The sequence below is a fragment of the Nocardia sp. SSK8 genome (assembly GCF_037034205.1).
GTDB lineage: Bacteria > Actinomycetota > Actinomycetes > Mycobacteriales > Mycobacteriaceae > Nocardia.
In genome coordinates this window covers 38,304-49,481 of sequence record NZ_JBAGKD010000018.1, presented here as the reverse complement: position 1 = coordinate 49,481, position 11,178 = coordinate 38,304, and the positions used below count along the sequence as shown (strand labels likewise).

Sequence of the window (11,178 nt, the reverse complement as noted above, 5' to 3'; positions counted from 1 at the left end):
TGGTCGCGCCTCACATTCGGAAGACGCCGAAGCCCTCGGCGCCCTGGATCGGTGCGTTGTGAATGGCCGACAGGGCCATTCCCAGCACGGTGCGGGTGTCACGGGGGTCGATGATGCCGTCGTCGAAGAGCCTGCCCGACAGGAACATCGGCATGGCCTCGGCCTCGATCTGCGCCTCGACCATGGCGGCCAGCCCGGCGGCGGCCTCCTCGTCGAAGGGCAGGCCCTTGGCCTCGGCGGCGCCACGCTGCACGATGGTGAGCACGCCACCCAGCTGTGCGCCACCCATCACGGCGGATTTGGCGCTGGGCCAGGCGAACAGGAAGCGCGGGTTGAACGCGCGCCCGCACATGCCGTAGTGGCCCGCGCCGTAGGAGGCGCCCATGAGCAGCGAGATGTGCGGCACCTTGGAGTTGGCGACGGCGTTGATCATCATCGCGCCGTGCTTGATGATGCCGCCGTGCTCGTACTCCTTGCCGACCATGTAGCCGGTGGTGTTGTGCAGGAACAGCAGTGGCGTGTTCTTCTTGTTGGCCAGCTGGATGAACTGGGTGGCCTTCTGCGATTCCTCGGAGAACAGCACACCGCGCGCGTTGGCCAGGATGCCGATCGGGTAACCGTTGATCTCGGCCCAGCCGGTGACCAGGCTGGAACCGTAGAGCGGCTTGAACTCGTCGAAGTCCGAACCGTCCACGACGCGGGCGATCACCTCGCGCGGGTCGAACGGGATCTTCAGATCCGAGGGCACGATGCCGAGCAGTTCCTCGGGATCGTAGAGCGGGGAGATCACGTCGGCGCGGGGCTCGGGGCCCTGCTTCTTCCAGTTCAGCCTGCGCACGATATTGCGGCCGATGCGGATGGCGTCCTGCTCGTCGGCGGCCATATAGTCGGCCAGACCCGAAGTGCGGGCGTGCATCTCGGCGCCGCCCAGGGTCTCGTCGTCGGAGTCCTCACCGGTGGCCATCTTCACCAGCGGCGGGCCAGCCAGGAAGACCTTCGCGCCCTCCTTGACCATCACGACATAGTCGGACATGCCGGGGATGTAGGCGCCACCGGCGGTCGAGTTGCCGAAAACCAGGGAGATGGTGGGGATTCCGGCCGCCGACGCCTGGGTCAGGTCGCGGAACATGGCGCCACCCGGGATGAAGACTTCCTTCTGCGTCGGCAGATCGGCGCCACCGGACTCCACCAGCGAGATCACCGGCAGCCGGTTCTCGCGCACGATGTCGTTGATGCGCAAGGTCTTCCGCAGCGTCCACGGGTTCGAGGTGCCACCGCGCACGGTCGGGTCGGGCGCGACGATCATGCACTCGATGCCCTCGACGATGCCGATGCCCGCGATGGTGGACGCGCCGACGTGGAAGTCACTGCCCCAGGCCGCGAGCGGGCACAGCTCGAGGAACGGCGAGTCCTCGTCGAGCAGCAGTTCGATGCGCTCGCGCGCGGTCAGCTTGCCCCGCTTGTGATGGCGGGCCACCTTCTCCGGGCCGCCACCGGCGATGGCCTTGGCGAACTCGCCCTCGATCTCGGCGAGCTTGGTGGTCATGGCCTCGGCGGCCGCGGTGTACTCCTCGGACGCGGGGTCGAGGGTGGAACGGAAGGTCGTCATGCTTGGTACCCCAATACTTTCGACGCCAGCATGGTCAGGATCTCGTTGGTGCCGCCGCCGATGCCGATGATGCGGATGTCGCGGTAGATGCGCTCGACTTCGGATTCGCGCATGTAGCCCATGCCGCCGTGCAGCTGGACGGCCTGGTTGGCGACCCATTCGACGGTCTCGACGGCGGTGTTCTTGGCGAAGCAGACTTCGGCGATCAGGCCCTGCTCGCCGTTCTCCACGCGCTCGACCAGCGAGCGGGTGTAGACGCGGGCCAGGTCGATGCGCCGGGCCATCTCGGTGAGGGTCATCTGCACCGACTGGCGGCTGATCAGCGGGCGGCCGAAAGTCTCGCGGTTGCGGCACCATTCGAGGGTGAGGTCGAGGGCGCGCTGGGCCATCGAGTACGCCTGCACCGCGAGGCCGACCCGCTCGCTGACGAACGCGTTGGCGATCTGGGCGAAACCGGAGTTCTCCGCGCCCACCAGGTTCGAGGCGGGCACGCGCACATCGGTGAAGGACAGCTCACCGGTGTCGGAGGCCAGCCAGCCCATCTTCTCCAGTTTGCGGGTGACCTCGAAACCCGGGGTGTCGGTGGGCACGATGATCAGCGAGACACCGGCCGCGCCGGGGCCGCCGGTGCGCACGGCGGTGACGATGAAGTCGGCGCGGCAGGCGGAGGTGATGAAGGTCTTGGCGCCGTTGATGACGAAGTCGTCGCCGTCGCGCACCGCCGAGGTGGTGAGGTGGCCGACATCGGAGCCGCCACCGGGTTCGGTGATGGCCAGGGAGCCGATCAGGTCACCGGCCAGGGTCGGCTTGACCCACTTCTCGATCTGCTCCTGATTGCCCGAAGCGATGATGTGCGGCAGGGAGATTCCGCAGGTGAACAGCGACGCCCACAGGCCGCCGGAGGCACCGGCGAGGTGGAGTTCCTCGCTGAGCACCACGCCATCGATCGCGGAACCGCCTTCACCACCGGCGAATTCGGGGTACTCGATGCCGAGCAGGCCCAGTTCACCGGCTTTCTTGTGCAATTCGCGCGGGATCAGGCCCTCGCGCTCCCAGGTGTCGAGGTCGGGCAGGATCTCCCGCTCGACGAACCCGCGCACGGTGGCGCGCAGTTCTTTACGTTCCGGGGTGTCCCAAACAGATGTCATGCGAGCAGCTCCGTCGGCAGATCTACGTGGCGGGAGCGCAGCCATTCGCCGAGCCCCTTGGCCTGCGGGTCGAAACGCGCCTGGTAGGCGACGCCCTTGCCGAGCAGGCCGGAAATGATGAAGTTGACCGCGCGCAGGTTGGGCAGCACGGTGCGGGTGACGGTCAGGGGGGCCGTCTCGGGCAGCAGTTCCTGGAGTTTCTCCACCGTCAGGGTGTGCACCAGCCACTGCCATTGCGCGTCGGTGCGCACCCAGACGCCGATATTGGCGTCGCCGCCCTTGTCGCCGCTGCGGGCCAGCGCGATGGTGCCGAGGGGCACCCGGCTGGTCGCCGAGGGCGCGGGCGCGGCGGGCAGTTCCGGCTCCGGAACCGGTTCCAGCACAGCGGTTTCGGTGGCGGGGGCGATATCGACGCGGGTGCCGTCGCCCAGCACGGCGATGTGCGGCACCTCGTGCGCGTCGACGAAGCCGGGGGTGAACACGCCGTAGGGCGAGCCAGCGCCGGGCAGCGCGGTGAAGCTGGCGCCCGGGTAGCTGGCCAGCGCCAATTCCACGGCGACACTGGAGAATCCGCGACCCACTTTGTTCGGGTCGGGATCGCGCACCACGCAGCGCAGAATCGCGCTGGCCTGCTCCTCGGTCTCGGCGTCGGGGCGATCCAGCCGGGCCAGGGTCCAGGTGAGTTCGGCGGGCTTGTCCGGCAGCCAGTCCTCCAGCTGACGCTGCGCCAACGCGGCCTTGGCTTCGATGTCGAGGCCGGTAAGGATGAACGACATCTCGTTGCGGAAGCCACCGAGAGTATTGAGCGAGACCTTGAGCCGCGGCGGCGGGGCTTCACCGGTGACACCGCTGATCAGCACCCTGTCCGGGCCCTCCTGGCTGAGGGTGATGCTGTCGAGGCGGGTGGTGACGTCGGGTCCGGCGTAGCGGGCGCCCTGGATCTCGTACATGAGCTGGGCTTCGACCGTGTCGACGGTGACCGCGCCGCCGGTGCCCTCGTGCTTGGTGATCACGCTCGAGCCGTCGCGGCGGATCTCGGCGATCGGGAAGCCGGGGCGGCCGAGGTCACCGAGTTCGGTGAAGAAGGCGAAGTTGCCGCCGGTGGCCTGGGTCGAGCACTCGATCACGTGGCCCGCCGCGACCGCGCCCGCCAAGGCGTCGTAATCGGTACGGCCCCAACCGAAGTGGGCGGCGGCCGGGCCGACGATGACCGAGGCGTCGGTGACCCGGCCGGTGACGACGATGTCGGCGCCGGAGTTCAGGCATTCGACGATGCCCCACGCGCCGAGGTAGGCGTTGGCCGTCAGCGGCTGGCCCAGGTCGAGCTCGGCGGCGCGGCCGACCAGGTCGTCACCTTCGACGTGGGCGATCTTGGCGTCCAGGCCGAGGTCGGCGGCGACCTTGCGCAGCCGCTCGGCCAGTCCGGCCGGGTTGAGGCCACCCGCGTTGGTGACGATCTGGACATTGCGCTCGAGCGCGAGGCCAAGGCAGTCCTCGATCTGCTTGACGAAGGTCTTGGCGTAGCCGAGGCTCGGGTCCTTCATCCGGTCGCGGCCGAGGATGAGCATGGTGAGTTCGGCGAGATAGTCGCCGGTCAGCACGTCGAGCTGCCCGCCTTCGAGCATCTCGCGCATGGCGCTGAGCCGGTCACCGTAGAACCCGGAGCAGTTGCCGATCCGGATCAGGTCGGGGTCGGCCGAGAGAGGACTCATGCGAACCAGGATCACATCGGTTCAGAAAAAAAGCAAGCAAGCGTGCTTGTTAATTGCGGGCAATCCACCAGGCAAGATGGGGGCATGTCCAATTCGACCGCGGTGATCCTGCTGTTCGCCCTCACCGGCTTCCTGCTCGGTGGCGCCTACACCACCTGGAAGACCAACCGTCAGCTCTCGATCGCCCTGCTCGTCGCCGCCGCCATGGCGGCGGTCGGCGCGGTGCTGTGGCTGTGAGTCAGGGCGCGGTGAGCTTGAAGATGCGCACGTCCTCGGGGACGCCGTTGAGCGGCGCGGCCCAGAAATTGCGTTTGTAGGGCTTGACACCGGCGCCCAGCTCGGCCAGCGTCTCCGGGCGCAGGGCCTCGAGGGTGGTGCTGGACAGCATCGTGTTGCCGTTGCCGCCCGCCTCCATCATCCGGGCGGCGATATTGACGTCCACCCCCAGCCAGTCGCCGCCGATCTCGCGCGGCGAGCCGGTGTGCAGGCCGACGCGCATGCGCGGCTGGTAGCCCTCGACCTCGACCTGGGCCAGATTGCGCCGGGCCGCCACGGCGGCGCGCACCGCGCGATCGGGCGAGGCGAAGACCGCCATCAGGCCGTCACCCATGCGCTTGACCACCTGACCGCCCCGCTCGGCGATCGGCGGCTCGATCGCCTTGGCGACCTTGCGCAGCAGCTCGAGCGTGCGCTCGTCGCCCGCGGCGAGCGACCAGCTGGAGAACGAGACCAGGTCGGTGAACACGATGGTCACCTCCTCGGTGCCGCGCCCGCGGCCCAGCCGTTCCAGCGCCGCCTGCCAGACCTGGAGCGCGCCGAAACCGACCTCCCTGGCCGCGGTCGGGGTGCCGCCGATGATCTTGTCCGCCACCCGGGCCACCGCCCTGGCCCCGCCGGGCCCGGAGACCGAGAGCGGATCGCCGAAGGACGGGTCACCGGGCAGCTGCTGCCGGGCCTTGCGCACGGCCCCGATGACATCGGCGCGGCGATTGGCGGCCTGCAGTTTCGAGGAGATCTGGGCGCGCTTGCGCGCGGCCCGCGCACCGGCCCGGTCGGCGGCGGTTCCCGCCGCGGGAAGGGACTCGTCGGTCTCGATCGGCTCCAACGGGATGACCACCTCCGTGACCTTGTCGCGCGGTCGCGGATCCGCCCCGCCAGAAGGCGTTTCACTCACGCCACGAGGGTATCTCACCCAACGACAACCGCCGGTCCGCTGCTTGTGTCCAGCGGACCGGCGGTCGTGCCTCCGACGGCCGGGCAGCGGCCGTCGGAGGGAAGCCCGGGCCGTTGCGAGGGCCGCCCGGGCTCGTCTGGTCAGGCGTCGCGCTGGTTGACGACCACCAGGGCCGCACCGAACACGATCGCCACGAAGACGGTGAAGTAGATCAGGCTGCCCCACACGCCCCAGTGCCAGTTGCCGGACACTTCCTCGGCGGTCAGGAAGCGGTTGATGTTGGCGAAGGGCAAGAACGGGGTGACGTTGCGGCCGAAGCTGCCGAAGGCTCCTAGCAGGCTCTCGATGAGCAGCGGCCAGAGCACGATCAGCGAGATGGCCGCGGCCGACTGCCGGACCAGCACACCGACACCGATCGCCAAGATCGCCCCGAGCAGGGCGTAGATCGGAATGCCGTAGATCTCGCGCCAGTTGCCTTCGAGCACCAGGCCGGGGGCGTCGTCACCGACGATCAGCTTGGCCACCACGAAGGCGACCAACGCCAGCACACCGGTCAGCACGGCGGCGTACACGCCGACCAGACCGGCCTTGGACGAGATCACCTTCGACCGGTTCGGTACCGCGAGGAAGCTGGATCGGATGACGCCGAAGCGATATTCGCTGGTGACCGTCAGCGCGGCCATGATCATCAGGACCATCACGCCGAAGCCGGTCACGCCGGACGCGGCCAGGGCCGGGGTGAGCGGCGGCGGGCCCTGACCCGGCTCGGCGTCGATATTGGTGATCAGCGACATCAGCACGGCGAAGCCGATGCCGAGCAGCACCACCACCGCCGAGCACCACCAGGGCGAGCGGGTCGAGGTGAGCTTGATTCGTTCCGCAGCGAGCACGCCCATCAGAGCGCACCTCCCATCACCTGGTCGGGGGCCTCGGCGTGGTACTGCACCGCGCCGCCGGTCATCCGCATGAACGCTTCCTCGAGCGAGGCCTGCTGCGGCGCGAGCTCGTAGAGCGTGACGTTGTTGGTTCCGGCCACCTTGCCGACCTCGTCGCTGGACACCCCCGCGACGAGCAGCGCGTTGTCGCCCTCCTCGCGCACGGTCATGCCGTGCGAGGTGAGCAGGCTGCGCAGCTGGTCGAGCTGCGGGGACCGCACGCGCACCGACTGCTCGGAGGCGCGTTCGATGAATTCCTTGGTGGTGGTGTCGGCGATGAGCTGACCCCGCCCGATGACGATCAGGTGCTCGGCGGTCTGGGCCATCTCCGAGAGCAGATGACTCGACACCAGCACGGTGCGGCCCTCACCGGCCAGGCGCTGCATGAACCGGCGGATCCACAGGATGCCCTCCGGGTCGAGGCCGTTGACCGGCTCGTCGAACAGCAGCACCTTCGGGTCGCCCAGCAGCGCGCCCGCCAGGCCGAGCCGCTGGGACATACCCAGCGAGAACCCGCCCGCGTTCTTGTTGGCGACCTCGGAGAGGCCGACCAGCCGCAGGACCTCTTCCACCCGGGACTTGGGCAGGTCGTTGGCGGCGGCCAGCCATTCCAGGTGCGCGCGCGCCGACCGGTTCGGATGCACCCACTTGGCGTCCAGGAGCGCGCCGACCTGGGTCAGCGGGCGCTCGAGGTCGTGGTAGTGCTTGCCGTCGATCAGCGCGGTGCCCGAGGTGGGCTTGTCCAGCCCCAGGATCATCCGCATGGTCGTCGATTTTCCGGCACCGTTGGGTCCGAGGAACCCGGTCACCAGTCCAGGCTGGACGGTGAACGAGAGGTCCTGCACCGCGACGGTCTGGCCGAATTGCTTCGTCAGGCCCTTCAGCTCGATCATGCGCCCCAGCTTGCCGGACAAAGGTGGCGAGCGCGTCGCCGTGAGGTCGCGAGTCGGGTCATCCTCGAGGATGACCCGACCCCGAGACCGGGACTACCTGGCTGGGGAAGAAGCCTGAGCCCAGAATCGCTTGGGGATGCGACCGGCCTGCCTGGCCAGATACCCGGCCTGCACCCCGGCGGCCATGGCCGCGGCCATCAGCCGGGGCTCGCGCGCCCTGGTCACCGCGGTGGCCAGCAGGACCGCCGAGCAGCCCAGTTCCATGGCCAGCGCGGCATCGCTGGCGGTGCCGATGCCCGCGTCCAGGATGACCGGCACGTTCGCGGCGCCGACGATCATCTCGATGTTGTGCGGGTTGCCGATGCCCAGGCCGGTGCCGATCGGCGAGCCGAGCGGCATCACCGCCGCGCAGCCCGCCTCCTCGAGCCTGCGGGCCAGGATGGGGTCGTCGGTGGTGTAGGGCAGCACAATGAAACCGTCGTCGACCAGCTGTTCGGCGGCGTCGAGCAGCTCGATCGGGTCGGGCAGCAGGGTGCGGTCGTCGGCGACGACCTCGAGCTTGACCCAGTTGGTCGCCAGCGCCTCGCGGGCCAGCTGGGCGGTGAGCACGGCCTCGGCGGCGGTGCGACAGCCCGCGGTGTTGGGCAGCGGCATGATGTCGAGGCGCTTCAGCAGATCGAGCACCCCGGTGCCGCCCGCCGCGTCGACGCGCCGCATGGCGACGGTGGTGAGCTCGGTGCCCGAGGCGACCAGCGCCTCCTCCAGCACGGCCAGGTTCTCGGCGCCGCCGGTGCCCATGATCAGGCGCGAGCCGAACTCCTTGTCGGCGATGCGCAAACCCTGCTCAGCCACCCTGGACCGCCGTCAGCACCTCGATGGTCCAGCCGCGGCCGACCGGCTCGTCCCAGCGCGATTTGGGGAACACCGCGCCGTCGACGGCCAGGGCCACGCCCTGACAGGGCAGCTCGAGCCGGGTCAGCAGGTCGCGAATGCTGAGCGGCTCGGCGAACTCGTGATCGACACCGTTGACGGTGACGCCGATCGGGATGGTCGAGGTCATCGAACTCCTCCTGGGGACAGCGAAGGCATCGGAGATGCCGGAAAACGTTGGGGGGACACGGCTTCGGCGACGGCGGGGGTCTCCCCGGCGAGCAGGGCGGGCACCAGGGCCGCGGTGATGGCCAGGGTGAGCATGCCGTTGCGGCCGTGTCCGGTGGCGGCCACGACGCGGTCGTCGAGCGGGCCGAGCAGGGGCAGATTGTCCGGGGTGGACGGGCGCGACCCCGCGTTCGCCTCCGCCAGTTCGTATTCGGCGATACCGGGCAAGATGGCCTCGGCGTCGGCGATCAGGTCGCGGACACCGCCGATGGTGACGGTGGTGTCGTGCCCGGCCTCGTATTGTGTCGCGCCGAGGACGATTCCGTCCTCGCGCGGCACCAAGTAGACCTGCCTGCCGTGCACCCTGGCCCGGATGACCCGGCTCGGTGGCGGACTCACCCCGGGACGATGCCGCAGCCGCAGGATCTCACCCTTCACCGGCCGCACCGGCAGGCCGGGCCACAGGTCGGCCGAGTGCGCGCCCGCGGCGAGCACCACCCGGTCGTGCGGCAGATCATCCAGGGCCGCAACGGATTCGGGGCGGATTTCGACCCCGGCCGAGGTGCACGCCGCCAGCAGCGCGCGCAGGACGCGACGGTTGTCGATGGCGGGCTCGGTGCTCGCGAGCAGACCAGCGCGCACCGTGCGGGCCAGGGCGGGTTCGATGGCGCGGACCCCGGCGCGGTCGAGCACCCGCAGGTCGTGGCCGAAACCGGCCAGCCAGTCGGCGACCGTGCGCAGGTCGGCGGCGTCGGCGGCGTCCAGGGCGACGGTCAGGGTCTCGTCGGCGGCGAAGACCGATTCCCCGGTGACCGCACGCAGCTGCTCGGCGAAGCCCGGCCAGGCATCCAGGGCGGCCGCGCCGAAGGCGAGCACCCGGTCCTCCCCCGGCCAGCCCTCCGACAGCGGCGCGAGCATGCCCCCGGCGACATAGGACGCGCCGGAACCGGGCGCCGGATCGAAGACGGTGACCGTCCAGCCCGCCCGCGCGGACTGCCAGGCGACGGCGAGTCCGACGGCGCCGCCGCCAACGACCGCCAGAGTCCGCATCACGTTCCACCTGTCTTTTTCCGCCTGTCGCCCGCCACGGCGTTCGCTTCCCAACGGTAGCGCGACTACCGTCGACACCGTGCAGCCCTCCCATCCGAATCGTTCCGTACCGCCCAGGGAGCGCCTGTCGAGCGCACTGCTGTATCTGTGCACCGACGCGCGCCGGGAAAAGGGCGATCTGGCCAGGTTCGTCGACGCCGCGCTCGCCGGTGGCGTCGACATCGTCCAGTTGCGCGACAAGGGCTCGCCCGGTGAGGCCGAGTTCGGCCCGCTCGAGGCCAAGGCCGAGCTGGGCGCGCTGGCCGAGATCAAGGCCGCGACCCGGCGCCACGGCGCGCTGCTCGCGGTGAACGACCGCGCCGATATCGCCCTGGCGTCCGGCGCGGACGTGCTGCACCTGGGCCAGGGCGACCTGCCGCCCGCCTACGCGCGGCGCATCCTCGGCCCCGATGTGGTGATCGGCCGCTCGACCCACAACCGCAACCAGGCGGGCATCGCGGCCATCGACGGCCACCTCGACTACTTCTGCACCGGTCCCATCTGGACCACCCCCACCAAGCCGGGCCGTCAGGCCGCTGGCATCGACTTCCTGCGGTCGACCGCCGACGCGCACCCCACGCTCCCCTGGTTCGCCATCGGCGGCGTCGACCTCGCCCGGCTCCCGGAGGTCCTGGAAGCGGGCGCCCGCCGCGTCGTCGTGGTGCGGGCGATCACCGAAGCCGCCGATCCCGAATCGGCCGCTCGCGAACTCAAGACCGCGCTGCTCGCCGCGAACTGACCGCGTTCGCCGAGCGGCCGCGACGCCGCGTCGTGACTCGCGGACCGGGGCATCGAACTCGAGGCCGGAGATCGCGCCGCGTGGCGGTCATCTCCCGGCTGGACCGCCCGGCCGCGAGGGTTGGTCAGGACCTCAGGACAGGATGTCCGCGCGGGTCAGGAGTGGACCGGTGGCCGGGTCGGCGTCGAGGACGACCTCGTCGCCGGGGCCGCCGGTGCTCGCGTGCAGCCAGTAGAAGCCCTGGTCGGCGAGGTCGACGGTGCGGGGCAGGGCGGCGGCGAGTTCGTCGTCGGGGGATTCCACGCGCAGCGGGACCGCGCGCAGGGTGCGCCAGGCTTCGGCGAAGCCGGGGTGCAGCGGGCGGTCGGTGACCTCGTTCTCCGGGACCCAGGCGAGTTCGTCGCTCTCCTTGTTGGCGGTGGTGGCCAGCGGTGCCGCGGCATCGGCGACGACGGTGACGTAGGTCCAGCCGCTCGGGGCGGTCATGGTGAGGCGTTGCGCGCGCACCCGCAGCAGGTCGGCGGTGATGCCAGCCTCCTCCTCGGCCTCGCGGACCGCGGCGTGCTCGGCCGACTCGTGCGAATCCCTGGCCCCGCCGGGGATCGCCCAGGTCCCGCCCTGATGACTCCACGGTGCCCGGTGCTGCAACAGCACCGCCGAGCCGCCACCGGGCAGCGGCGCGCGCAGCAGCAACCCGGCCGCGCCGAACCTGCCCCAATGCCGAACCCCACCGGGGCTGTTCGACCAGCCGTCCCCGTCACCGCGCATAAGTCACTACTCT

The 11,178-nt window shown here is 70.2% G+C and carries 12 protein-coding genes; 2 read left to right on the top strand and 10 right to left on the bottom strand.

Annotated elements, in window-relative coordinates; all coding sequences use genetic code 11:
* Nucleotides 1-10: 10 nt before the first annotated feature.
* The 3 genes from WA675_RS25585 to WA675_RS25575 are packed head-to-tail and all read right to left on the bottom strand — an operon-like array spanning nt 11 to nt 4,469.
* Nucleotides 11-1,609 carry an acyl-CoA carboxylase subunit beta gene (locus WA675_RS25585; protein WP_336087779.1) on the bottom strand — a complete coding sequence of 533 codons (1,599 nt, stop codon included), beginning with the start codon at nt 1,607-1,609 and terminating at the stop codon, nt 11-13.
* Complete coding sequence (locus WA675_RS25580) at nt 1,606-2,757, bottom strand: acyl-CoA dehydrogenase family protein (RefSeq protein WP_336087778.1); 1,152 nt, start codon at nt 2,755-2,757, stop codon at nt 1,606-1,608. Before WA675_RS25580 ends, WA675_RS25585 begins: the two co-directional genes overlap by 4 nt.
* The gene (locus WA675_RS25575; RefSeq protein ID WP_336087777.1) at nt 2,754-4,469 is read right to left on the bottom strand and encodes an acyclic terpene utilization AtuA family protein; all 1,716 of its coding nucleotides are present in this window, start codon (nt 4,467-4,469) and stop codon (nt 2,754-2,756) included. The genes WA675_RS25580 and WA675_RS25575 overlap by 4 nt, the downstream gene beginning before the upstream one ends.
* A gap of 84 nt (nt 4,470-4,553) precedes the next feature.
* Here WA675_RS25575 and WA675_RS25570 point away from each other — a divergent pair, with 84 nt between their 5' ends.
* Nucleotides 4,554-4,706: a hypothetical protein gene (locus WA675_RS25570; protein WP_336087776.1), complete on the top strand. Its 153-nt coding sequence runs from the start codon at nt 4,554-4,556 to the stop codon at nt 4,704-4,706.
* Nucleotide 4,707: 1 nt separating this feature from the next.
* On the opposite strand, the gene WA675_RS25565 is transcribed toward WA675_RS25570, so the two are convergent.
* The 6 genes from WA675_RS25565 to thiO form a co-directional block, all read right to left on the bottom strand.
* On the bottom strand, nt 4,708-5,484 hold the full coding sequence (locus WA675_RS25565; protein WP_336087842.1) for an adenylate/guanylate cyclase domain-containing protein: 777 nt from the start codon (nt 5,482-5,484) through the stop codon (nt 4,708-4,710).
* 299 nt (nt 5,485-5,783) lie between these two features.
* Nucleotides 5,784-6,539, bottom strand: coding sequence for an ABC transporter permease (locus WA675_RS25560; RefSeq protein WP_336087775.1), 756 nt, complete (start codon nt 6,537-6,539; stop codon nt 5,784-5,786).
* Nucleotides 6,539-7,471, bottom strand: coding sequence for an ABC transporter ATP-binding protein (locus WA675_RS25555; RefSeq protein WP_336087774.1), 933 nt, complete (start codon nt 7,469-7,471; stop codon nt 6,539-6,541). The genes WA675_RS25560 and WA675_RS25555 overlap by 1 nt, the downstream gene beginning before the upstream one ends.
* 93 nt (nt 7,472-7,564) lie before the next feature.
* On the bottom strand, nt 7,565-8,323 hold the full coding sequence (locus WA675_RS25550; RefSeq protein ID WP_336087773.1) for a thiazole synthase: 759 nt from the start codon (nt 8,321-8,323) through the stop codon (nt 7,565-7,567).
* Entirely contained in the window at nt 8,316-8,531 is a 216-nt protein-coding gene (thiS, locus tag WA675_RS25545; RefSeq protein WP_336087772.1) for a sulfur carrier protein ThiS, read from the bottom strand. The genes WA675_RS25550 and thiS overlap by 8 nt, the downstream gene beginning before the upstream one ends.
* A complete protein-coding gene (gene thiO, locus WA675_RS25540; protein WP_336087771.1) occupies nt 8,528-9,619 on the bottom strand; it encodes a glycine oxidase ThiO in 1,092 nt (363 codons plus the stop codon). Before thiO ends, thiS begins: the two co-directional genes overlap by 4 nt.
* Before the next feature lie 79 nt (nt 9,620-9,698).
* Between thiO and thiE the strand changes: the two genes are divergently transcribed.
* Complete coding sequence (thiE, locus tag WA675_RS25535) at nt 9,699-10,397, top strand: thiamine phosphate synthase (RefSeq protein WP_336087770.1); 699 nt, start codon at nt 9,699-9,701, stop codon at nt 10,395-10,397.
* A gap of 132 nt (nt 10,398-10,529) precedes the next feature.
* On the opposite strand, the gene WA675_RS25530 is transcribed toward thiE, so the two are convergent.
* Nucleotides 10,530-11,165: an NUDIX hydrolase gene (locus WA675_RS25530; RefSeq protein ID WP_336087768.1), complete on the bottom strand. Its 636-nt coding sequence runs from the start codon at nt 11,163-11,165 to the stop codon at nt 10,530-10,532.
* Nucleotides 11,166-11,178: the final 13 nt, after the last annotated feature.